This window comes from Desulfococcus sp., from assembly GCF_050178255.1.
In the GTDB taxonomy this organism is placed as follows: domain Bacteria; phylum Desulfobacterota; class Desulfobacteria; order Desulfobacterales; family Desulfococcaceae; genus Desulfococcus; species Desulfococcus multivorans.
In genome coordinates this window covers 1-22,855 of sequence record NZ_JBFXGG010000031.1, presented here as the reverse complement: position 1 = coordinate 22,855, position 22,855 = coordinate 1, and the positions used below count along the sequence as shown (strand labels likewise).

The 22,855-nt window shown below is 55.5% G+C and carries 21 protein-coding genes; 9 read left to right on the top strand and 12 right to left on the bottom strand.

The genetic code is table 11. From position 1 onward, the window contains the following. Nucleotides 1-78: 78 nt before the first annotated feature. From AB7S84_RS08225 to AB7S84_RS08195, 7 genes are all read right to left on the bottom strand, one after another. On the bottom strand, nt 79-1,251 hold the full coding sequence (locus tag AB7S84_RS08225; protein ID WP_020878002.1) for a pyruvate carboxyltransferase: 1,173 nt from the start codon (nt 1,249-1,251) through the stop codon (nt 79-81). Nucleotides 1,252-1,267: 16 nt separating this feature from the next. Beyond that, nucleotides 1,268-2,860: an acyl-CoA carboxylase subunit beta gene (locus AB7S84_RS08220; protein ID WP_020878001.1), complete on the bottom strand. Its 1,593-nt coding sequence runs from the start codon at nt 2,858-2,860 to the stop codon at nt 1,268-1,270. Nucleotide 2,861: 1 nt separating this feature from the next. Continuing rightward, on the bottom strand, nt 2,862-3,644 hold the full coding sequence (locus tag AB7S84_RS08215; RefSeq protein WP_428153859.1) for an enoyl-CoA hydratase-related protein: 783 nt from the start codon (nt 3,642-3,644) through the stop codon (nt 2,862-2,864). A 37-nt stretch (nt 3,645-3,681) separates the two neighbouring features. Continuing rightward, a complete protein-coding gene (locus AB7S84_RS08210; protein WP_330216963.1) occupies nt 3,682-4,833 on the bottom strand; it encodes an acyl-CoA dehydrogenase family protein in 1,152 nt (383 codons plus the stop codon). Between the two features lie 373 nt (nt 4,834-5,206). After that, on the bottom strand, nt 5,207-5,833 hold the full coding sequence (locus tag AB7S84_RS08205) for a TetR/AcrR family transcriptional regulator (protein ID WP_020877998.1): 627 nt from the start codon (nt 5,831-5,833) through the stop codon (nt 5,207-5,209). A 352-nt stretch (nt 5,834-6,185) separates the two neighbouring features. After that, nucleotides 6,186-6,596 (bottom strand): hypothetical protein, encoded by a 411-nt coding sequence (locus AB7S84_RS08200; protein ID WP_020877997.1) that lies wholly within the window; start codon nt 6,594-6,596, stop codon nt 6,186-6,188. A gap of 113 nt (nt 6,597-6,709) precedes the next feature. Beyond that, entirely contained in the window at nt 6,710-7,276 is a 567-nt protein-coding gene (locus AB7S84_RS08195) for a DUF4136 domain-containing protein (protein ID WP_040415958.1), read from the bottom strand. An 893-nt stretch (nt 7,277-8,169) separates the two neighbouring features. Here AB7S84_RS08195 and AB7S84_RS08190 point away from each other — a divergent pair. The 5 genes from AB7S84_RS08190 (at nt 8,170) to AB7S84_RS08170 (ending at nt 11,684) form a co-directional block, all read left to right on the top strand. Beyond that, on the top strand, nt 8,170-8,934 hold the full coding sequence (locus AB7S84_RS08190) for an ABC transporter ATP-binding protein (RefSeq protein WP_020877994.1): 765 nt from the start codon (nt 8,170-8,172) through the stop codon (nt 8,932-8,934). Between the two features lie 163 nt (nt 8,935-9,097). Beyond that, nucleotides 9,098-9,448: a DVU0772 family protein gene (locus AB7S84_RS08185; RefSeq protein ID WP_020877993.1), complete on the top strand. Its 351-nt coding sequence runs from the start codon at nt 9,098-9,100 to the stop codon at nt 9,446-9,448. Between the two features lie 292 nt (nt 9,449-9,740). After that, nucleotides 9,741-10,301: a GAF domain-containing protein gene (locus AB7S84_RS08180; RefSeq protein ID WP_020877992.1), complete on the top strand. Its 561-nt coding sequence runs from the start codon at nt 9,741-9,743 to the stop codon at nt 10,299-10,301. A 6-nt stretch (nt 10,302-10,307) separates the two neighbouring features. Next, nucleotides 10,308-11,219: a protein kinase gene (locus tag AB7S84_RS08175; RefSeq protein ID WP_020877991.1), complete on the top strand. Its 912-nt coding sequence runs from the start codon at nt 10,308-10,310 to the stop codon at nt 11,217-11,219. Between the two features lie 12 nt (nt 11,220-11,231). Beyond that, entirely contained in the window at nt 11,232-11,684 is a 453-nt protein-coding gene (locus tag AB7S84_RS08170) for a universal stress protein (RefSeq protein ID WP_020877990.1), read from the top strand. Between the two features lie 57 nt (nt 11,685-11,741). Here AB7S84_RS08170 and AB7S84_RS08165 read toward each other — a convergent pair whose 3' ends face one another. From AB7S84_RS08165 to AB7S84_RS08145, 5 genes are all read right to left on the bottom strand, one after another. Then, a complete protein-coding gene (locus AB7S84_RS08165; protein WP_020877989.1) occupies nt 11,742-12,215 on the bottom strand; it encodes a SoxR reducing system RseC family protein in 474 nt (157 codons plus the stop codon). Nucleotides 12,216-12,291: 76 nt separating this feature from the next. Next, complete coding sequence (locus AB7S84_RS08160; protein ID WP_428153852.1) at nt 12,292-14,382, bottom strand: FAD-dependent oxidoreductase; 2,091 nt, start codon at nt 14,380-14,382, stop codon at nt 12,292-12,294. Nucleotides 14,383-14,445: 63 nt separating this feature from the next. Next, on the bottom strand, nt 14,446-16,293 hold the full coding sequence (gene nuoF, locus AB7S84_RS08155; protein WP_020877987.1) for an NADH-quinone oxidoreductase subunit NuoF: 1,848 nt from the start codon (nt 16,291-16,293) through the stop codon (nt 14,446-14,448). 43 nt (nt 16,294-16,336) lie between these two features. After that, the gene (locus AB7S84_RS08150) at nt 16,337-16,690 is read right to left on the bottom strand and encodes a DRTGG domain-containing protein (protein ID WP_020877986.1); all 354 of its coding nucleotides are present in this window, start codon (nt 16,688-16,690) and stop codon (nt 16,337-16,339) included. Between the two features lie 50 nt (nt 16,691-16,740). Next, entirely contained in the window at nt 16,741-17,235 is a 495-nt protein-coding gene (locus AB7S84_RS08145; RefSeq protein WP_020877985.1) for a complex I 24 kDa subunit family protein, read from the bottom strand. 200 nt (nt 17,236-17,435) lie between these two features. Between AB7S84_RS08145 and AB7S84_RS08140 the strand changes: the two genes are divergently transcribed. The 4 genes from AB7S84_RS08140 to AB7S84_RS08125 all read left to right on the top strand — a co-directional run bounded on the left by AB7S84_RS08140 (nt 17,436) and on the right by AB7S84_RS08125 (nt 22,654). After that, nucleotides 17,436-18,305, top strand: coding sequence for a purine-nucleoside phosphorylase (locus tag AB7S84_RS08140; RefSeq protein ID WP_236885996.1), 870 nt, complete (start codon nt 17,436-17,438; stop codon nt 18,303-18,305). Further along, complete coding sequence (locus tag AB7S84_RS08135; RefSeq protein WP_428153846.1) at nt 18,298-19,605, top strand: amidohydrolase; 1,308 nt, start codon at nt 18,298-18,300, stop codon at nt 19,603-19,605. The genes AB7S84_RS08140 and AB7S84_RS08135 overlap by 8 nt, the downstream gene beginning before the upstream one ends. 23 nt (nt 19,606-19,628) lie before the next feature. Further along, nucleotides 19,629-21,137 (top strand): sensor histidine kinase, encoded by a 1,509-nt coding sequence (locus tag AB7S84_RS08130; protein ID WP_428153844.1) that lies wholly within the window; start codon nt 19,629-19,631, stop codon nt 21,135-21,137. Between the two features lie 89 nt (nt 21,138-21,226). Next, a complete protein-coding gene (locus AB7S84_RS08125) occupies nt 21,227-22,654 on the top strand; it encodes a sigma-54-dependent transcriptional regulator (protein ID WP_428153842.1) in 1,428 nt (475 codons plus the stop codon). The last annotated feature ends 201 nt before the right edge of the window (nt 22,655-22,855 follow it).

Genomic DNA, 22,855 nt, shown 5'->3' with positions numbered 1-22,855 from the left:
TGCTTCCGGCCCCGCCGAAGCTGACGAATGGCGGGCCGGTAAGGATTATATCAGAATGATCCTGAAATATGAACGCCTTCATTTCCGGGCACGATACTGTTCCGGGAGATTCGCCTTTTCGTCCCAATCCCTGGGAAGCTTCTGCCCCGGATCCTCACCGAGTTTGGCCTTGACCTTGACAAGCCCCGGCCGGGCAAATTCCGGATGTCCTTCCTTGAGGGTTCGACCGTTGAGAATCGCCTCCGACCGCAGGCGCCGACCGACGGTCCGCTCCAGCTGTTTCCCGATCCAGAGAACCCGGTCCACGTCCCAGCCATGCTTTATGCCCATCTCATCGATCTGAACGAGGGTATCCTCCAGAGTGACCAGGCCCACATACCGGGGATCCTCGTAATAATATTCGCCGGTACCCTTGACGGGGCAGTCGTCGAGGAAATTTGCCGGTTGACCGCCGAGACCGCCCAGGGTCGCTTCGAAATTCGTAATGCCGGCTTGAAGCGCCGCCAGAACGGAGGCCGAGGCTACCCGCTTGGTCTCGTGGAAATGGGCGATGTGGAGACGGGTCTCGGGGATTTCATCGAGGATCATGGAAAAATACCGATAGACGTCCGGCGCCGATGCGCTGCCGTCATGATCGGCGTGCTCCACGTCGTGAGCCCCGATCTCCAGCCACCGCTTGGTGAACTCCACGGCATCCTTCATGTCTGTGGCGCCGCCGATGGGGCTGCCCCAGATGGTACTGACCGTCCCGCACATCTTGATGCCGGCGTCGGTGCACTTCTTGATGCACCGCTCCGCCTCCTTCCAATAATCCGGCAGACTCGTTCCGGAGTTGGCGAAATGATGCTCCTCCTCCGTGGAAACCATCATCAGCACACGGTCGGGTCCGAGGCCCTTCTCCTTGAGTTGGATGGCCCGATCCACGGCGCCTTCCCGGATGGTGATGCAGGTGAGACAGATATCGTCGTAATTGATGCCCTTGCGCTCACATTTCTTCTTGAAACGGTCTCCCCGCAGATGGGCAAGCAGCTCTTCAGCGTCTCGGAACTGGGGCATCAAGTAAGGGTTGCCCAGATTTGTAACCTCGATATGCCGACATCCTGCAAAGATCAGTTCCTCAAGATAAAACTTCTTTGCCGCCGTAGAGATGAATTTTTCCTCGTGCTGGAATCCATCCCGGACGGTGATGTCGCCGATGGTCACCTTCTTCGGCATTCGGGGGAAAATTTTCCAGTAATCATATTCCGTCATGGTCCCTCTCTCCTTTCTAAAATCTGAAATTTCCAAACGACGGTTCACCGATGGGCTCAAGCAGGCTCACCTCAAAGGCCATACCCAACCAATCACGGATTTCGGAAAACTTGAGGACGCGGTCGCTCAAAATCCGGGCGCCGCAATAGAAAGGATGCGCTTCACCGTCGTATTTGTCGATCATCTTCCGGCTGAATGCCTGTTTTTCCTCGTCGGTCATGGGCTTTCCCTTGGCCGCTCGGTTGCGCTCCTCAATGGAAAGGAGGACACCTGCAGCGCTCCGTCCGCTCATGACACCGGTTCGGGCTCGCATGGTGTGAAAAAGGAAGTGCGGCTTGTAGGCCCGGCCGCACATGCCGTAATTTGCCGCGCCGTTGTCGGGGCCGATGACGAGTTGAATTCGGGGCACCTGGGCGCAGGAGACCGCCCGCACCATGTCCGAACCATATTTCCCGATACCCTGATGCTCTGATTCCGAGCCGACCATATAACCTGGAGCGTTCTGAACGAACAAAAGGGGTGTTTTTTCCTGTGAACAGCGGACGATCCATTCGGCCGCCTTTCGCGCCGCCTCGGCAAAAATGATCCCCACGGCATTGGAGGCGACGACGCCGATGGGTATTCCCTTGATGCGGATCTTTCCGCAGAGAATATTGTCGCCCCTGCCCGGCGCATAATCCCGCTTGTACTCGATGAAATAGGAATCGTCCGCTATGGCTTCCAGAATCTGTCGACCGTCGATGCTTTGATGGATGCCCGCCGGCATGAGGTCGTACAGGGCATCAGGGCCCACGGCAGGCGGTGATTCCGCATACCGGTGAACCTGAAGCGTTTGAGGGGGTTCCAGGGCCAGGATCTCCCGTACCCGCGTCACCGCATCCGCCTGGTTTGCGCAGAAATGATCCGCACCGCCGGAGATCTGGGTATGAACCCGGGCGCCTCCCAAATCCTCTGCGGATATCACTTCACCGGTAGCCATTTTCACCAGGGGCGGTCCGCCCAGAAAGGAGTAGGCCAGTTTGTCGATCATGACGGACTGGCAGGCCATGAAGACGATGTAGGCACCCCCGGCCGTGTTGCCGCCGGTACTCAAGGTCACCTGTTTGAGCCCCTTGGCCGACATGCGCGCCATATTGAAAAACATGGAACCGAAATGACCGTCGTCGGGAAACACCTCGGCCTGCATGGGGAGAAAGGCGCCGCCGGAATCGGCGATATAGACGCAGTTCAAGCCGCACCGTTCGGCGATGGCCTGGGCGCGAACGTGTTTTTTCAGCGTGATGGGGAAATAGGTGCCTGCCTTGACCCGGCTGTCGTTGGCAAAGATCATGGTCCAGTTACCCTGGATCTTCCCGATGCCGGTGACCAGCCCGGCGCAATGAACATCGTCGATGCCGCCGGGATAGTTCACACCGAAGCCGGCAATCCGACTCAGTTCAAAAAACTCGGTTCCCGGGTCGATGAGAAGCCCAATCAGATCCCGTACCGGCTGTTTTCCCTGTTTAGCCAGACGATCGACGGCTTTCTGGCCCCCGGGCCATGTTGCTTCGTGTACCCGCTCATCCAGTTTTCTTTCTTCATTTTCCCAAAAGGTTCTGTTTTCGCTCATCTCATCTCCCCTTGTAGACCGGTTTCCGCTTTTCCCGAAACGCGGCAAGCCCTTCCAGGCGATCCTCGGTGGGGATGGTCACCCAGTAGGCATTGGATTCAATGGCCAAGCCGGTGGCAAGATCGGTCTCCATGCCGTAATTGATGGCATATTTAGCTTGTTCGATGGCAACAGGCCCGGTCTCGCACATCATACCGGCCATTTTTTTGGACGCGGTAATCAGGTCTGCGGCATCCGATACCGCATTGACCAGCCCGATGTCGAGGGCCTCGGCCGCATCCACCCGCCGACCGGTAAAAATCAATTCCTTGGCTTTGCCTTTACCAACAAGTCGCGGCAGCCGCTGCGTGCCGCCGGCACCGGGAATGATGGCCAGGCGGGTTTCAGTAAGCCCCATGGTTGCGCCCGAAGCAGCGATGCGGACGTCGCACGCCAGTGCCAGTTCAGTTCCACCGCCCAAAGCAATGCCGTTGACGGCGGCGATGACCGGTTTAGGCAGCTGCTCGATGGTCGTAAAGAGGTTCCGAATGGTAAAAATGTATTCCTTGACCTGGACCGGCGACAGGGTGGCCCGCTCCTTGAGATCGGCCCCGGCACAAAAGGCCCGGTCGCCTGCACCGGTGATGATGACAACCCGGACATCGGGATCAAATCGCAGCGTTTCCACCTGATCCCTCAAAGCCCTCAGCATGTCAAAATTGAATGAATTCATCACCTGGGGACGGTTGAGGGTCAGTATCGCAATTTGATCCTCCCGCTCCACCAGCAGCAAACTTTCGCTCATGGTATCCTCCGATAAACCGGTTTTAGAGTAAGGGGTTTCAACAGCCGATGTGCCGGGAGATGACGATACGCTGGACTTCGGAGGTTCCCTCGCCGATATCCAGAAGTTTCTGATCCCGATAAAAGCGCTCCACATTGTAGTCCTTCATAAGGCCGTAGCCGCCGTGGATCTGAACGGCACGATCGGCCACCCGGCCCATGAGTTCCGAACAGTAAAGTTTGCCCATGGCGGCGTAAATCTCAAAGGGCCGGTTCCGGCTCCTCAGCCAACAGGCTTTGTAGAGCAGATTTCGGGCACATTCGATCTCCATGGCACTGTCGGCCAGCTTGAAGGCCACCGCCTGGAATTTGCTGATGGGTTGTCCGAACTGCTCCCGCTGCTTGGCATATTTCAGCGCCAGTTCATAGGCGCCTTGAGCGCCGCCCAGACCCATGGCGCCGATGGAAAGCCTGCCGCCGTCAAGGGTTTTGAGCATTTGGTGAAAACCATCGCCGGGCTTGCCCAGAATGTTTTTCTCTGGGATGCGAACGTCGTCGAAATAGAGCTCGGCTGTGTTGGAAGAGCGCCACATCATCTTCTTGTGCATGGGAACGGCTTTAAACCCCTTTGTTCCGTGTTCCACGATAAAGCAGGTATACTCGGGCTTGCCGTTGGGGCGCGTGCCGGTGATGGCCTGAACGGTAACCCCCAGGGACATCTCGCAAGCCGCATTGGTGATGAAGATCTTGGAGCCGTTCAGCACCCATTCGTTCCCGTCCTTGACGGCTGTCGTTTTGCTTCCGCCTGCGTCGGAGCCGGCGGTGGGCTCGGTCAGACCAAAACCCCACAACGCTTCACCCCGGCAAAGCTTGGGCAGATATTTTTGCTTCTGTTCCTCGCTGCCGAAATAATAGAGGGGACCGATGCCGAGAGAGTTACCGGCGGCAACGGTTGCGGCCTGGGAGCCGTCGATACGGGCAACCTCTTCCACGGCAATGATGTACGAAAGATAATCCAGACCCTGACCCTCATATTTCTCAGACACGAACATGCCGAACAGCCCGATTTCTCCCATTTTCCGGGTCAGATCGACGGAAAACTCCTCCTTTTCATCCAACTCTTGAGCTACCGGCGCGATTTCGCTTTGAGCAAATTTGCGCACCTCTTTCCGGATCATTTCCTGTTCTTTTGTCAAATCAAATTCCAACACGGCCTCCTTTCAAGGGCGATTCCCCTGCAGATTATCGCCGAATCGGTCCGTTTCAGACCCGTTTTCAGTTTCCATGGACTTTCGAGCCTCGGCAATTCACCATCGACCTCCGCCAGCCTGTTTCGCGATCCGCTGCCGGTGTTCATTCTCCGACACCCATCGCGGGCACCCGGGGGGCCATCGAATCGGATAGTGTCACGCCTGCCCTTACCGTCCGGACGTTAGATTTCCAAACCCACCACGCCTTATCGGTATTTTACCGAACGGTCGGTAGGGTAGCATCAGCTGCTTCTATATAGCGCCGTCGTTTGTCAAGACCCGAGCGCCGTTCCCAGAAACAGTCATACACAATAACGCTGTAGTGTTTCCTGGACTATGCTTTACAAATCGCCATGCCTTTCGCTCCGCATCTCGACGGCGCCGACGCCTCGCACGCCTGTTTCAGACCGTTCAGGATAAACTTCTCGTAAATGTCTGCGATTTCATCAACGGTGAGGCGACCACCGGGATTGAACCAGGATGCACCTGCCGTACAAAGCGTCAATATGGCATAGGAAAGAATCTTGACGTCCACATCCGCGAAGATCCCTTCCTCGCGACCTTGCCGAATCAAATCCTGAAAAATCCGCTCGTACTCATCGCGTTTCTCGACGATGGCCCGGTAATGTTCCGAGGTGAGCCCCCGCAACTCGCTGTTGGCAATGAAATTTTCCTTCTGGCGCTCCAGATGGAAGCGGACATGACCGTGTACGGCAACGCGAATTTTGGACTCGATGTCGTCAAGCCCCGCAAGGTTGTTTTTCAGATATCGCGTCAGGTCGTCCATGGTCGCTTTCAAGATGCTGAAAAGCAGGTCCTCTTTGCTCCTGTAATGATAATAGATGCTGGCTTTCTGGATACCGCTTCCCTTTGCGATCTCACTGATGCTCGTCGCGAAGTACCCCTTTTTGAAAAAGAGTTCGATGGCGATCGACTTGATGGTATCCTTCATGCTGCTCATCTAAAATCCCTCTTCAGTCCCGACATGCGTCGGACCGCTGCGACACTGTTTTACCGACCGGTCGTTAGGTTGAGTCTATTTCACATCGGCTAAATTTTGTCAACAGAATTTTTGCCGCCGGCAGCGGCTTCGGGAAAAATACGGAAGGTTCGCGAGCGCTCCCCCGATCCGGCGCTTCGTCGCGTCAATCTCGTCGGGACTGAAGTGCTTTATCCAGGATTATACGCTAACCCGACTCTCGGCTTTCATGACGGCTGCCGGAAAGAAGTGCCGGGAGGGAGCGGCCCATCTATACCGAAAATTGAAACTCTCAGTATCGGGAACAGGGCAGATCTCATGACAGGGTGGCCGATCACACTTCCGGGATATTCCAGGAAACTTTAAGGGCGTCGATAAAGGCACGCGTGCCGTCGATGTCGAGGGCTTCCCATTTGGGCGTCACGAATCGGTTCCCACGAAACGTGAAGGTGACCCTGTGGTAGATCTCAGCCACCCGGTAAATTCGCCGACCGTCCACCCATTTTTCCGGATAATGCTCGATCCAGAAGACATTATCGGGGTCGAGTCGGTATTTCTGCAGGATGATGGTTGCAAGGATCGGTGCTCCGCTGCTGATGCTCATTCCCGATGCAGCATCATCCTCACGCTCTGTCGCCACCACCAGCGCGCTTTTTTCAAACAGAAAGATATCGAGGTCACAGCGGCTGGCAAAAGAACCGGCGGTATGAATCCATTGAAAGGGTTTGTGTTCGATGTGGATCATGGAACCACCCGTTATTCAACACACCGTCGTCGACAATCCAACGCGACTGTCAGGATGGGCCCCTCACACCCAGGAGAGTCCGTCGTCACGAATCAATTCTCCGAACCGATGCGTTATTTCCGATTTGAATTCTCGACATCCGGAGGAAACGCCTTCAAAATTTCCCTTACCGTCTCCTGAATGCTCTTTTCCATCTGCTCGACGTCGGCATATTCACGAACGATGCCTTCGTTGATGCCTCGCCATGCCAGTTCCCGGGTGTCGGCGTCGATGACGTCGATGACCAGGGTGCCTTCGGTGTAATAGCTGACGTCGACCTGTCCACCATAAGGCCCCCACCAGGGGTCATACCATCCACGGCTTCCCCAGTTGGTAACGCGCATCCGCTCTTTGACGCCGGCATGAACGACAACCGTAAAATCGACCGAACCGGCCGTCTTCAGCCTGAACCCTTTTTCCTGCAATACCTGATCCACCGCTTTCTTGATCCGCTTTCGCATCAGGGGATCCCTGGCCAGCGCATCGCTCGGTGTCTGCTGTTCAGTGTCCCATGCATAGGTTTCATACCGCTTGAAATCGACGCTCGGGTCATAGTCGGTTTGAATCGATACCGTTGCACACCCCAGCAACCCAACAATGGATATGCCGATCATCCAGCAGCTGAGCCGTTTTATCATCATTCCCTCCCGGTTTGATGGAATCATCAGTTGAAACATCCGATCCTTGCCATCAATTCTAACTAGATGTTAATAAATATATTTCTACATAGTCTTGTCAGGATCATACGTCATTCCGCCAAAAACCCTCAGGGCACTTCGTGAGACCATCAAATCGATAATACATTCATTCAACTTTCGACTTTCATAGGCCGGTGCCGGGAGGCTCTGGCCATTCCGTTCAACGGGGAGAAAGACTGCCGATGAACGGATCGCCATCGCATATGGCAAGCCGACCATAAATTCGGCTGTCAAGCCCGTCAAGGACTCGTTTTCAAGGACAGTTCCCAACATTTGACTTAGAACCGCCGGTGCCGGTCTCCATCATGCAAGTCGAAAATTATGATATCTATTTTAACATAATCTGCATTGGAACGAAGATCAAGCGCTTCGGCGTCGGCGTGCCGTTCATTGCTGACAGACGCTTCTTCGAGTGGAGTTGGATTGAAAATGAATCATCGATGCTTATGATACGAGTTGGTATCTTGCGGGAGAACCCGTGAGTTTATTCTTTTAAATCGACAACATCAATGAGGTGTATCCATGAGCGATGAATCCAAAAATATCGACAGGGACTGTTTGAAAAATTGTGACCAGTCGTTCGAGGAATGTCTGAGCAGCGGCGAGGATGAGTCAGTCTGCCGCATGAAACGCGTTCCCTGCGACTGCAGCTGTATGATCGGATGATTGCACGCAGATATCCGGCGAAGGGGGTTCTCCCCTTCGCCCTTGAACAGTCTCATATCGGCATTCGCCTATCTTTCATTTGACATCACCACGGCATCCCCCTAAGATGCCCGTGCAGTCTTTGGTGTCTCCCTCAGCCGCTATTCGGTCACGTACAGGACATTGTCATTATGACTCAACAGACCCTGCCCATTATCGTCAGAAATCTCGAGATCGCTTATGGGGATTTCGTAATCCAGCGGAATCTCAACTTCCAGGTCAATAAAGGAGAAATCTTCGTCATCATGGGAGGAAGCGGCTGCGGCAAGACCACCGTCATGCGATGCATGAGCGGTTTGAAGCCGCCTTCCCGAGGGGAAGTGCTTATCGAAGGCGTCAGCCTGTGGAGGGTGGATCCCGATCGACGCGCGGGGGTTTCCAGTCGATTCGGCATCGTTTACCAGAGCGGTGCGCTATGGAGTTCCATGACCCTCGCCGAAAACATCGGCCTCCCCTTGGGAGAATATACCGATCTCAGCCCGGCCGACATCCGGGACCTGGCTGCGCTGAAACTTGCTCTGGTCGGACTTGCCGGTTTTGAAGATTATTATCCATCGGAAATCAGCGGCGGCATGCGGAAGAGAGCAGGCGTTGCTCGCGCGTTGGCGCTCGATCCCAACATCCTTTTCTTTGACGAACCTTCCGCCGGACTCGACCCGATCACCTCATCCCACCTGGACGACCTCATCGTTCAACTCCGTGACCATATCGGCATGACCATGGTACTGGTTACCCACGAACTCCCGTCGATTTTCGACATCGCCGACAATGCCGTCTATCTCGATGCAGAAACCAAAAGCATGATCGCTACGGGAAGCCCCGATCAGCTCCTTTCAGAAAGCGCCGATCCGAAGGTTCGGGCGTTTTTAACCCGAAACGGCAAAATAAACCTCTAACGTCGAGCCGTCGTTCTCATCCCGAGTCGAATCGAATGAAGAAACAGCATGTGGCTTGTGATTCTCCCAATCGTCTTTATATTAGAATTCAACTTTTAACCATGCCCCACCATTTCCGTCTACCATCCGGGCCTCCCGGGGACACGCAGAAAGGAGTCAGATAATGTTGACGCTCGAGGACATCAAAAAAGACAGAGACCTGATCAATTCCATCAACTGGGAAATGACGCCGGAAGAAGCGGTCCGGCTCTATCTGGAATGGGGCAACAACTGGGCAAGAGGCGACGGTTATGTGATTCGATCACCGGACGATTACACCACCTATTTCGTCATCAACTGCTGGTCAAGACCCTATTATATCTACCTTATCCGACGGAATTCGGAGGCAGCCGTCGAATTGGCAAAATTCGAGCTTCCTGAGCGGTTCGAAAAACCGGTCTGCGAACTCAAAGGGGTTTATGCCCTGGAAGACGACATCAAGGCATGGCTCAAAAAAGAGCTGGATGCGGATTGAGATGGTGGTTTCCAAGCCTCGGGTCTCCTGTCATCCCAGGGCGGGGACCATCTGAAAATGCCTGGGCACCATGATCGGCGTCCAGGCAGCGAAACAAACGACGGCGGCAATCGGTCCAGACATCGAAAACGCGCCGGGCAGAAATCCTCCTTGATTTGATACGGTAAATCATCTATATCTTCTTCAAGTATTCGACGGCGCCCCAATTCACCTACCCCGGTCAAAGCTCCACACGAAACAAGGCACCTTATTTTCGATGCTTTTTTCAATACAGGCGTGAGGAGACACAGCGATGGAAGACGCGGCAAAAATTCATTTCAAGGAATTCAAGGCCATAAGCCGATCCATTTTGGCCTACACCGACCTCAAGCTCTTGATCAACCACATTGCGGAACGTATATGCAGCACCCTGAAAGTTAAGGGGTGCAGCGTCATGCTTTACGACGAACGGGAGGGGCAGCTCTTTCGGGTCGCCAGCTGCGGCATCAGCGAGACCTACCTTGACAAGGGCCCGATATTCATAGATGACAAATATTGTGCATTTTCCGCACGTGCACCCGTTTTCATCGAGGATTTCCAGAACGATCCCCGGGTTCAGTATCCGGAGGACGCCCGAAAAGAAGGCATCACCTCCATGCTGTCGGTTCCCATCCACTATCGCAAGTCTCCCGTCGGTCTGATACGGATCTACCATGACAGTGTCTGGCGCCCCAATGACGATGATCTCGATTCATTCGCATTGCTTGCAGACTATTTGGGGGTGGTCATCGAAAACAACGGCCTCCGCAATTTTCTTGAGAAGGTGAAATACGCCATGGAATCCTTGCCGCTGAGAATGCTGGAAGGATTATAGAAGTCCATGGGAGGCAAGGTCTTCACGGATACTTCCGATTTTTTTGCCATCGATAATGGGGATGAAATTATCGTCGGTGAAGAGCGGTATGCTGTGTTCGGGCACGAACGGGAACGTCGTTTCGGCATCGATGACCCCAAATTCTGGGTCAAAAAAGTCAAAAATATCCACACCGGGGAAAAAAGACTGATCAAGCTTTCATATCTTGAAACCTTTTTCGTCACCATCGGCGGCGTCCCCATCCGTTGCTTCAGAGACCCGGACAAGGAGAGCCGAATTCTGGAACTCGTTAAAGGCCACCCCCATTTCATGCAGGGAGTCTCTTTTAAAGATACCAGAAACAATAATATACGGGTACTCGATATCGTACCGGGACCGAACCTGTTCGTTCAACTCGGTACGATCACGATGGATCATTACACCTATTTCCACACCCTTCTTCCCGATATTCTCAAACATTTGATCACGGCTTTCAATGCGATACAGTTTCTCCATGCCAACGGGTTTCGACACGGGGATATCCGAAACGATCACATTATCGTGGAGCGGCATACGGGTAATTATGTCTGGATCGACTTCGACTTTGAATTCGATGCGCCGGAAAATCCTTTCAGCCTCGACATTTTCGGGATTGGAAACCTCCTGATCTACGCCGTCGGAAAAGGATTTCATACGGTTCACGGCATCCGCAACGATCCGCGCACCTATGGAAATCTGTTTGATCGACTGGAGCCCGGTGATTTTTCTCTCCTGGATAAATGGCGTTTTGTCAATTTACGTAAGTTCTATCCCTACATTCCACCCATGCTCAACGATATATTGATGCATTTTTCGCAGCAAGCCGAGGTCTACTATGAAAGTGTCGGCGAGATATCAGATGCGGTCGACGGATATATCCAATCCATGGGTAATCTATAGCAGGGGGTTGACGTGAGACAACAATCCATTCTCGTGGCACTGAAAGATTCCAAAACCGCTCGAAGCGTGGTTCAGTATTTTGCCGGACTGCCCTTTCAAGCGGATCGCCTCGACATCACCCTCCTTCATGTCTTCCGGCAACAGCCGACAAGCGGCGAAGAAACCATGGGGGAGGATTTTTTGCGAAAGGATGCCCTGCGGGCCCGGAATGTCTTGGAAGACGCCAGGAAAATTCTGGTCGAAGGCGGCATCGATCCAGAGAATATCCATATTCTCCTGGATAAGAACCCCTATCCAACGGCCACTGACGGCATTATCGATCATTTCAGCCGCAATGTCTACGATATGGTGGTGATAGGACGCCGGAAAAAATCCAAATCCGAGGAATTCGTGCTGGGAGACGTCAGTATCAAGCTGGTGAGAGCCCTCGAAGGCGCCGCAGTTCTGGTGGTGAAAACCATTTAGCGGTTCAGAGGCTTCACAACCGGGATTCAAGCTGCGCCGGGAGGAGTTCGAACGGCGTCATCCGTTGCTGCACGGCACAGACGCAGAAGATTCTTCCGCGACTGGTGCCCGGCCTCTGATTTTGATGATTTTGGCCTGATATCTTGCGTTTCCCGATATCCTGCTGCTGGTCAGGCGGATACAGACAAACGAGATGAAAAAAGAGCCAAAGGCAAAAAGAGCCGCCGCCGCGGATTCGTCCATGCCGTATTGCGGGGCCAGGTAGGTTCCCAGAACCGCGCCGCCGATCATGAAAAGCACCGGAAAGATATAGAGGAGCATGGAGATCTTTATCAGCGAGCCGGTTTCGAATCCCACCGTCACAGTATCCCCGAGCCCAGCCCCGACAAGGTTGAGCGCTTCCACATGACCCGTTTTGGCCGCCTCGCAGGAGTCTTTGGAACCACAGCCCTCACAGGTGCTTCGCCGAACGGTTTTAACCCATGCACTTTTGACATCGACTTGTGTGACGATACCGTATTCGGTGATCACGTCAACCTCCTTTTCCCTTAAAATATCATAACGGAGCGCTTCCCTCGAGGAAGCGCTCCGTTATTTCGCGGACCGGCTAGGCCGCTGCGCTTTTATTGCCGGCATGGACAGCCGGTGTCTTTTCATAACAGATCAGTCCGCACTGAAGGCAGCGATTGGCTTCCTTAACAGCCATGGCCTCGGTGAACCCTTTTTCGAGGATCCCCTTCTCCGCCAGTTCCCGGGGAGTGGCAATGGGCATAATCTGCCGCGGCACGGTATTGACATTTTCCACGTGATCCACATCCTGGATCATGGACGCGGGCGTCAGAACGTTGTCGTCCAGCGTGAGCGGGATCCCATACATCATCCGATGGATGGATGCGGCAGCCCGACGACCGGCGCCGATGGCCCGGATCGCTGCGCTGTAATCCGTCACGACGTCTCCTCTCGAGAAAACGCCGATCTCCTCCTTGAATGCCGGATTCTTGTATACGGCGGTGCCGACCCACCGGCTCGTTTCCAACGAAGTCTCGGCCGCATCATCCGCATCCGCGACATCGGCCGATACGTCCCGGGTAAAGATCATTTCAGGAAAGCGCCCCGCAGCGACGAAAAGGTTCTGAGCCTCGACCGTGACGGCCGCGCGGGTATCCACATCCACGTATTCGACGGCTTCGAGATTTCCACCATCGCCGAAGACACGGGTCAAAGCAGCATTGTAAACGATGGAAACAGCGTCCGCATCTTCCAATTCCGGCAGTAGTACCAGAGATTCCTTGGTCAGTTGATCACGGGATTCCCGTAAAAGCACGGTGATTTTTTCGGCACCCAGATCCCAGCAGATTTTGGCCGCCTGGAGGCCCGTAGCACCGCCGCCCAGAATGACCACATCGGTTTTTAGCGGCATGGTGTTATGACGTTCGGAATCTGATTTGATCAGGTCGATGAGCAGATAGGTTCCGGGGAAGACCGCTTCAACCTCATCCGGAGAGATGCGGGTGAGACGATTGTCCCATCCGCCCGTGGCCAGAAAGACCGACTCGAACCCGTCTGCCAGCAGTCGGTCCAGGGTGAAGTCCCTCCCCATGGAGAGCCCTGTCCGGGCCGTAACCCCCATGTCGAGGATACCCTCGATATCCCAATCGAGAATCTCCTCCGAGAGGCGTTCAGGGGCGATTGCGGTTCTGAGCAGCCCGCCAAGACGATCCGTCGCCTCGAAGACGGCGACATCATGCCCCAGTCGCGCAGCAAAAAAGGCGGTGGAAAGTCCTTCCACCCCGCCGCCGATGACGGCGATCCGCCGTTGGGTTGGCGGAGCCTTGTAAGGCTGAATCCGCTCACCGCTCTCCTTCTCGAAATCAGCGGCGAAACGTTTGAGAAAGTTGATGGCCACCGGTTCGTCGGCGAGGTTGCGTCGACAGGCGTTCTCGCACGGACGCGGGCAGATCCGACCAATCACCGTGGGAAAGGGATTTCGCTCTTTGATCACCTGGACGGACCGATGGTAATCCCCCAACTGGATCTGACGAATGTACTCCCGGATATCGATGCCGGCTGGGCATTCCCGCTGACAGGGGGTGGTGCATTCGTCTTCGGTATACTCCCTGAGGATCCGTCGGGTCACCGAAGAGAGGGTAATGATGTGCTTGGGGCAAACCCGTTCGCAGGTGCCGCATCCGGTGCATTTTTCCGCATCCACGATGGGAAGATTGTCCGGCCCCATGACGATGGCGCCGAATGGGCACGCCCGCGCGCAGCTTCCCAGCCCCAGACAACCGATGGTGCAGACCTTCATTCCACCGCCGAGAAGGGACGCCGCGCGACAATCATTCATGCCGTTATAAATATACTTCAGATCCGCATCCTGGGTTCCGAAATAGCATCCAGGCTTGGCGATATCCGGCTCTTTTGCCTCAATGGCCACCCCGAGGATGGCGGCAATGGCCTCGGCGGTTTCGATGCCCGCCGCCACACAGGAGTTGGGGGCGGATTTACCGGCGACGATGGCTGCGGCATTGGCCGAACATCCGGGATATCCGCAACCGCCACAGTTGGCGCCCGGCAGCACCCCTTCCACGGCCTCGATCGTCGGATCCACCCAAACGTAAAAGACCTTGGACGCAACGGCCAGACCGACGCCGACGATGACTCCTAATCCTCCCATTATACAAACGGCTGTTATCATATCCTATACTCCTTGATCTCTTATAGTCTCTTGTGATCCTACGATGCTTCCGCGACTCCCTCTCTAACTGATGGCATCAAATTTACATCGGTCGAAACACGTCAGACATTTGACACATTTCTCTTTATTGATCACGGCCACTGATTTCTTCTGCCATATGATGGCATCCGCGGGGCAAGCCTTGAAACAGGCACCGCACATGGTGCATTTTTCCGGATCCACCTCGAAGTTCAACAATGCCGCACAACGTTTGGCCGGACATTTCTTGTCATAGACGTGGGCATGGTACTCATCCCTGAAATACCGAAGCGTGGAAAGCACCGGGTTGGGTGCCGTCTGTCCCAGACCGCAGAGGGATCCTTCCTTGATCGTTTCGGACAGTTCTTCGAGAACCTCAATATCTTCAGGCGTTCCCCGTCCGTCGCAGATCTTCTCCAAGATCTCCAGCAGGCGCTTGGTGCCCTCTCGACAGGGGGTGCATTTGCCGCACGACTCGTCCTGGATAAAATCCATGAAGAAACGCGCCATGTCGACCATACAGGTATGATCGTCCATGACGATCACGCCGCCGGAGCCCATGATCGCCCCGACCTTCGCGATCTCCTCGTAGTCGACCTTGGTGTCGAGATATTGTTCGGGGATGCATCCGCCCGAAGGGCCGCCCAACTGAACCGCTTTGAACTTACGTTTGTCAGGAATGCCGCCGCCGACATCGTAAATGAGGGTTCTGAGAGGCGTGCCCATGGGCACCTCGACCAATCCGATGTTGTTGACGTCCCCGGAAATGGCGAAGACCTTGGTGCCCTTGCTTTTTTCGGTACCTACGCCGGCATACCAAGCCCCTCCGTTCAAAATGATCTGGGGGACATTGGCCAGGGTTTCCACGTTGTTGAGAATGGTGGGCTTCTCCCACAGTCCCTTGTGGGCCGGAAAGGGCGGCCGAGGCCGAGGCATCCCCCGACGGCCTTCGATGGACCGCATGAGCGCCGTTTCCTCTCCGCAGACAAAGGCGCCTGCCCCCTGGTATATCTCGATATCGAAATTCATGCCGGTGCCGAAGATGTCATCTCCCAGCAGACCGTAAGCTTTCGCCTGTTCGATGGCGATTTCCAGACGCTTGATGGCCAGGGGATATTCGGTTCTGGCGTAGATGTAGCCCTTGCTGGCGTTAATGGCTCGGGCAGCGATAATCATGCCTTCGATCACGGCATGAGGATCGGCTTCCAGAATGCTCCGGTCCATGAAAGCGCCGGGATCCCCTTCGTCGGCGTTGCAGAGGACATATTTGACGGTTCCCGGGCTCTTACTGGCGAAATCCCACTTCATGCCGGTGGGAAAGCCGGCGCCACCCCGCCCTCGGAGGCCGGAAATCTTCATTTGCTCGATAATCCCCGCGGCGGACATCTCCTTGAGCGCCTTGTGCGCGCCCTGATAACCGTCCCGGGCGATGTAATCGTCGATCTTCTCCGGATCGATCATGCCTTTGTTTCGAAGCGCCCGCGGCATCTGGTTCGCAAAAAAGGGGATATCGTTCTGAAGGGGTATTCTTTTTTTGGTGGCGGGATCCTTGTACATGAGCTTCTCGATGGGCTTACCATCGATGAAATGCTCCTTGATCATTCCGGGAATATCCTCCGCTGTAAGCTTCTGATAGAAAATACCGTCCGGATGGACCACCAGAATCGGTCCCATGGCGCAAAAACCGTTGCATCCGGTTTCCACCACCCTGAACTTTTCCGAGAGACCCTGCTTTGCAATCTCGTCTCTGAGCGCATGAATGACGGCGATGCTTCCCGTGGCATGACACCCGGTGCCGCCGCAGACGAGCAGATGTTTCACGTCCGCTGATCCCAGATCGCCCTCGTGCTCTTTTTTTATCCGTTTCAGATCGTCTATGGTCAATTTTGCCATATTTCTCTTTCCTCCGACTATTGCTCCGGCTTTTGATCCGGCGTTACCAGGACCCGTCGAGCCCCCTGAGCCCGTTCATATAAAGACGACCACTCGCGACAAACATGGAATAACTCGTGATCAGAATCGGCAGATCGTACGATCGTGCCAATTCCAGTATCGAATTGTTGGGTTTTTTCCCCCTGACGAAGACCACCGCCCCAACCTCGGCGATTTTCGCGGTACGGATCACCTGTTCCGAATTGAGACCCGTCAACAGAACGGACCCTTTGGCGACCGCGGAGAGGATGTCGTCCATCAAATCCGCGCCGCCTCCGCCGAATACCGTACGGTCCATGTGCTCTTCGCCGACGACGAATTCAGCGTTCAATATCTCTTTTATTTCAGAGAGTTTCATTTATGCCTGCCAACCCTTCTCCTGTCCGGAGGACGAAAGGGTTAAAAGTCTTATTCATATCTCTGGAGGATGTCCAGAACCGTATCCGCCTTTACAGCGCCGTGGACATTCTCGCCGATGACCATGACCGGCGCCAACCCGCAGGCTCCCAGGCATCGGACGGATTCCAGTGAAAAGCAACGATCGGCGGATGTACACCCCTCGGCCATGTTGTACTTGTTGCTGATACGGCTGATGACCTCTCGAATGCCTTTGACGTAGCAGGCGGTTCCGGTACAGACCTTGATCACATGCCGCCCTTTGGGTTCCAAGGAGAACAGGGAATAAAACGATGCCACGCCGAAAACGTCGCTCCTCGGCAAATTGAGGCCCGCGCTGATGTAGTCCATCAAGGGTGCCGGCAAATACCCCACAACGCTCTGGCTTTTTCGCAGTACGGCAATGATGCAGCCGGGTTGTCCGTAATGCTCATCAATGATCTTGTCGACATCTTTCCACATCTCTTCAGTAATATCCGGGTGTTCTGGATGTTCTAACTCGAGCATGTTGTAATCTCCCAAAAAATTCAAATATTTTAATAAACCCCGTTACCGGATCTCGCCAAGATATTTTTACCAAACGGTACCATTTCATACAAATCGAAAAAAGTCAATCACATCGACGCCAATTTGAAGGATTGACGGAACCGTTGGTCTCGACTATAAAAATAGGAGTTTTCATCGAAAAAAGATGGATTTCAATCCACATGACACATCGACAACGATACCGGAAAGGCAACATTATGGCCGATTACAGACAAATGATTGAGGATGCCGCCGATTTCCTGGAAAAACGGATCAGCCCCAACCCTCGGGTCGGCATTCTGACCGGCACGGGGCTCGGGGAAGGCACCGATACACTCAACGTTTGCAACGCCTTCGACTATCGCGAAATTCCCCATTTCCCGGTTTCTACGGTGGAAAGTCATCGCGGTCGCCTTCTCTTCGGCATCATGGGCGGTATGCCGGTGATGGCCATGCAGGGCCGAATCCATCTCTACGAAGGCTATACACCCCGTCAGGTGACCTTCCCCATTCGCGTCATGCGCCGGCTTGGCGTCGCAGCCCTGATCGTCTCCAACGCCGCCGGCGGACTGAATCCGACCTTCCGACCCGGCGACGTCATGCTCATAACGGACCACATCAACCTGACCGGTACCAATGCGCTCATCGGCCCCAACGAGGCGGACTGGGGCATCCGCTTTCCCGACATGACCCATGTCTACGACCCCGATCTCCGAACACTGGTCCGGACCGCGGCCGATCAGTGCGGCATTTCACTCCGACAGGGCGTCTATGCGGGTCTTAAGGGACCTTCCCTGGAAACCCCGTCCGAGGTCCGGTATCTCAGAACCATCGGCGCCGATGCCGTGGGATTCTCGACGGTTCAGGAGGCCATCGTCGCCGTTCATGCCGGCATGAAAATCATAGGACTCTCCATCATCACCAATGTCAACGACCCGGACCGCCCGATGCCGGCGACGGTTGAGGATATCATCGCCGTGGCCAACGCCGCCGCACCGAAGCTGAACCGTCTCATCAACGCGATACTTCAAGGGATGAACGCCCATGGATAGGCATGCGGATATTCTCATCACCGGCGGCCTCGTTCTGACCATGGATGACGAGGATCGTACAATTCCGGACGGCGCTGTCGCCGTATCGGGGGACATCATCGCCGCCGTGGATGATGCAGCCGGATTCGAGGGATGGCGCGTCGATCGAACCGTCGATGCTCGGGGCGGTATCATCATGCCCGGGTTGGTCAACGTCCACACCCATGCGGCGATGACCTGTTTCCGGGGTCTTGCCGACGACCTCCCCCTGATGACCTGGCTCAACGATCACATCTTTCCGGCCGAGGCGACACTGAATCGGGAGAAGGTAGCGACCGGGACAGCGCTGGCCTGTGCGGAAATGATTTTGTCGGGCACCACCTGTTTCTGCGACATGTACCTGTTTGAGGACGCCGTGGCGGAAACGGCTCGACGAGCCGGGATGAGAGCCGTGGTCGGAGAGGTGCTTTTCGACTTTCCATCTCCCGCCTACGGGCCCCTTCGCAAAGGCTTCGAAAAGACGCAGGCCCTGATCGACCAATGGCGGAAAGATCCATTGATACGTATTGCCGTGGAGCCCCACTCTCCATACCTCTGCGCACCTGATCTCCTGAAGAAGGCCGGAGACACGGCATTGAAAAACGACTGCCTGCTCGTCACCCATCTCTCGGAAACCCGAAACGAGGTCGACCAGATTCAAAAAACCTACGGCCGCACCCCGATAGCCCATATGGCGGAACTCGGCCTTCTCGGCCCCCATCTTCTGGCCTGTCATTGCGTGGTTTTGACGGCATCGGACCGGACACTCCTGGCCCGATACGATGTCAAGGTGGCACACAACCCCGAAAGCAACATGAAGCTGGCATCGGGCATCGCCCCCATTCCCCAGCTCCTGGATGCCGGCGTCTGCGTCGGGCTGGGCACCGACGGCTGTTCCAGCAACAACGACCTTGACATGCTCCTCGAAATGGACACCGCCGCCAAGCTGCACAAGGTGGCCAATCTCGACCCCACGGTCATGGACGCCCGGACCGTACTGAGAATGGCCACCATCGAGGGGGCCCGGGCCCTGGGGCTGGATGGGATCACCGGTTCTCTTGCACCGGGAAAGCAGGCCGACGTCATCATTGTCGACACCGAAAAACCCCACCTCCAACCCATGTTCCAGCCAACGTCGCACCTGGTCTATGCCGCAAGAGGCAGCGACGTGGCCTTCGTGATGATCGCCGGGCGCGTCGTCATGGAAAACGGCGCTGTCTTCACCATCGACGTCGACAGAGCCATTCGGGAGGTCAATCGCATCGCCCGAGGTCTCCGTTGATCCGGAACGGTCCCGTCCAACGAATGATGGAAAAGAAGGACGCCATGTGGCACCGACTCAATCTCAGCTTCCGCATCCACAGCATACTGGCTGTGCTGCTTCTCATCACTCTTTTTGGCGGTGTCGTGATGGTCTGGTACACCTACCGGATGGACGGTATCCTGACAGACATCATCGACAAGGACACCGCCGCCTTCGAAACGGCCCAGGAGCTCGAAACCGCTCTGGTCAACCAGAAAGGTTTCGTCTCCTATTATTTTCTGGACGGAAACCCGGACTGGCTGAGGCAATTGGGGGAATACCGCCAGATCTTCAAGACGCTCATCGGCAAAGCCCGACTGGTGACGGTCACCGCCGACCAGGAGGCGGCCATCGAGAGAATTGCCGCGGCCTATCAACAATACGTCCTTACCAAGGACCAGGTAATCGACTATTACCTGGCCGGTGACCGGGAGACCGGCGGGCGCCTTCATGCAGCGGTACGAGAGCATTTTTTCAAGGTTCTCGATCTGTGCGAGGAATTCAAGGCCCTTTATAAAAAAGAGATCCAGAGGGCCAAACGGGAGAGCCAGGAGCAAGCCCGACAGCTTCGCGTAATGGCTATTCTCGGCATGGTCATGGTCTTCCTTTGCGGCGTTTTTCTGGCCGTTCTGCTCATGAAACACGTCCTCGAGCCGGTGCGCGAACTGACGCGCATGGCCGACCGGCGTGAAAATATCTCTCCCAGAGAAAACGAAATCAAAGCCCTCAGCAGAACCGTGCACGGACTGATCGAGGATGTCGATTTCACCCACTCCGAACTTGAAAAAAGCCGGGAGCACCTCCTTCAGTCGGAAAAGATGGCGATGGTGGGGAAGCTGGCCACCGGTATGGCCCACACCATCCGAAACCCGTTTACTTCCATCAAAATGCGCCTTTTCTCCCTGAGTCGGACCCTCGAGCTCGATGAAACCGAAAAAGAGGATTTCGACGTTATCGCCGAGGAGATCCGGCATGTCGACACCATCGTCCAGAATTTTCTGGAATTCTCGCGTCCGCCGAAGCTGAGGATGCAGCATATCAGTCCGTCTCAGGTGGTCGACACGACCTTTCAATTACTGGCGCATCGCCTCAGGTCTTACGACGTCGCGGTGAAAATCGTTCGCGAAGAGCCGCTGCCTTCGGTGGAGGCTGATCCGGAGCAGCTCAAGGAGGTCTTCGTCAACCTCATTATCAACGCCTGCGAGGCTATCGGCACCGGCCGGAACGGCAAGATCACGGTCCACGAGACAACCACCGCCGATGCCGCCCATGGTCGGAAGGTGATCATCCGGATCAACGATAACGGTCCGGGGATACCCGAGGCCATCCGGCAAAAAATATTCCAGCCGTTTTTTACGACCAAGGACGAAGGGACGGGCCTGGGGCTGTCCATTGCCTACCGAATCATCGGCGAGCACCGCGGACGGCTGGAAGTGCATTCCGTCGAAGGAGAGGGCGCCACGTTCATCATCACCCTTCCGGTCTGTGATCGGCCGGATCATCAGGAATAGACCACACGTCCGGGAATGTCGACGGGAGTTTCCCTCAGACGGATTTGTCGACCGGCATTATCAGGCATTGGACCGACAGGAGACACACATTGAGCATCATTCTAGTTGTCGACGACGACGATCAGCTCCGGAAAAGCTTTCACAAGCTGCTGACGGAAGAGGGATACACCGTTCTGACGGCCGCATCGGGAGAAGCCTGCCTCCTCGAGGTTCGGGAGAAAAGGCCCGATCTGGTGATTTTGGACGTCCAACTACCGGGGATCAACGGGCTTGAAACCTTCAAAAGTCTCAACCGCATCGACCCGAAGCTCCCCGTCATCATCATGACGGCCTTCGGCACCACCGAGACCGCCATCGAGGCGACACAAATGGGGGCCTTCGACTATGTTCTCAAGCCGTTCGAGATACCCGAAATGCTCAAGATCATCGAAAAGGCCATCGAAGCAGGCCGCTTCATGCGATCTCCGGTGGATATGGACGTCTCCCCCGACGAAACCGCCCATGACGCCCTGATCGGCCGAAGTCCGGCCATGCAGGAGGTCTACAAGGCCATCGGCCGGGTCTCGTCCACGGACGCCACCGTGCTGATCCGAGGCGAGTCCGGCACCGGCAAGGAATTGGTCGCCAGAGCGATCTATCAGTACAGCCAGCGGCGGGAAAAACCGTTTCTGGTGATCAATTGCGTCGCCATTCCCGACACGCTCCTGGAAAGCGAGTTGTTCGGGTATGAGAAAGGGGCCTTCACAGGTGCAATCCACCGGCGAATCGGGAAGATTGAACAAGCCCACGGCGGCACCATCTTCCTGGACGAGATCGGAGACATGCCCGTGACCCTTCAGTCCAAAATGCTGCGGCTTCTCCAGGAAAAAAGCATCGAGCGCCTGGGGGGCCGCGAGACGATCCCCACCAATGTTCGCATCATCGCAGCAACCAACCGTGATCTGGAAAAAGCCATTGCCGAGGGTCGGTTTCGGGAGGATCTCTACTACCGGCTCAAGGTGGTCACCATCTGGCTGCCGCCGCTGGCCAAGCGTTCGGACGACATTCCGCTGCTCGCCGAATACTTTCTGGCCCGTTACGCCGGCAAAAACGGTATCGACAACCCGGGGATCACCGAGGAGGCTAAAACCCTGCTCAAAGGATATCGATGGCCCGGCAACGTCCGGGAAATTTCCAACGTCATCCAGAAGGCCCTCATCTTCAACCGGGGCACGCCCCTGTCGCCCGAGGACATTACCCTGTCGGTCACGGAGAAGCCATCTGTCAAGGAGACCGGAACCCGTGATCTGGACGAGGCGTTGCGGCAGATGATTCGAAAGGAACTGATGAACCCGTCCGACAAGCACCTTTTCGATGCCTGCATCGACCGGTTCTCGGGCATCCTCATCGGTGAAGCCCTCAGCATGACCGACGGCAACCGGTCTCGCGCCGCGAAACTCCTGGGCCTCTCCCGACCGACGCTTCATGCCAAAATCGACAAATACAAGATCCGGATCGAAACCACGGTCAAGGAATAGCCTCCCGCGACAGATGCCGCCGCCGCGGAATCAAGGCCGTTCAAACACCATAGCCGCCCAACCCTTCTCCACTGCCGCCCAGCGGCAGGCAACGTCGTACATGCCGCAGAGGGCCCGAAAGGGTCGAATCTCGTCGATCCGAATCCCGGAGAAGACCCATGCCGCAGGAGACGAACTCACGCGAAACATTTCAGGAAGGAT

Coding starts and splice junctions, on each gene's coding strand:
- AB7S84_RS08225 (WP_020878002.1), bottom strand. CDS start 1,251: ATGACGGAATATGATTACTGGAAAATTTTCCCCCGAATGCCGAAGAAG.
- AB7S84_RS08220 (WP_020878001.1), bottom strand. CDS start 2,860: ATGAGCGAAAACAGAACCTTTTGGGAAAATGAAGAAAGAAAACTGGAT.
- AB7S84_RS08215 (WP_428153859.1), bottom strand. CDS start 3,644: ATGAGCGAAAGTTTGCTGCTGGTGGAGCGGGAGGATCAAATTGCGATA.
- AB7S84_RS08205 (WP_020877998.1), bottom strand. CDS start 5,833: ATGAGCAGCATGAAGGATACCATCAAGTCGATCGCCATCGAACTCTTT.
- AB7S84_RS08200 (WP_020877997.1), bottom strand. CDS start 6,596: ATGATCCACATCGAACACAAACCCTTTCAATGGATTCATACCGCCGGT.
- AB7S84_RS08195 (WP_040415958.1), bottom strand. CDS start 7,276: ATGATGATAAAACGGCTCAGCTGCTGGATGATCGGCATATCCATTGTT.
- AB7S84_RS08190 (WP_020877994.1), top strand. CDS start 8,170: ATGACTCAACAGACCCTGCCCATTATCGTCAGAAATCTCGAGATCGCT.
- AB7S84_RS08185 (WP_020877993.1), top strand. CDS start 9,098: ATGTTGACGCTCGAGGACATCAAAAAAGACAGAGACCTGATCAATTCC.
- AB7S84_RS08180 (WP_020877992.1), top strand. CDS start 9,741: ATGGAAGACGCGGCAAAAATTCATTTCAAGGAATTCAAGGCCATAAGC.
- AB7S84_RS08175 (WP_020877991.1), top strand. CDS start 10,308: ATGGGAGGCAAGGTCTTCACGGATACTTCCGATTTTTTTGCCATCGAT.
- AB7S84_RS08160 (WP_428153852.1), bottom strand. CDS start 14,382: ATGATAACAGCCGTTTGTATAATGGGAGGATTAGGAGTCATCGTCGGC.
- nuoF (WP_020877987.1), bottom strand. CDS start 16,293: ATGGCAAAATTGACCATAGACGATCTGAAACGGATAAAAAAAGAGCAC.
- AB7S84_RS08150 (WP_020877986.1), bottom strand. CDS start 16,690: ATGAAACTCTCTGAAATAAAAGAGATATTGAACGCTGAATTCGTCGTC.
- AB7S84_RS08145 (WP_020877985.1), bottom strand. CDS start 17,235: ATGCTCGAGTTAGAACATCCAGAACACCCGGATATTACTGAAGAGATG.
- AB7S84_RS08140 (WP_236885996.1), top strand. CDS start 17,436: ATGACACATCGACAACGATACCGGAAAGGCAACATTATGGCCGATTAC.
- AB7S84_RS08135 (WP_428153846.1), top strand. CDS start 18,298: ATGGATAGGCATGCGGATATTCTCATCACCGGCGGCCTCGTTCTGACC.
- AB7S84_RS08130 (WP_428153844.1), top strand. CDS start 19,629: ATGATGGAAAAGAAGGACGCCATGTGGCACCGACTCAATCTCAGCTTC.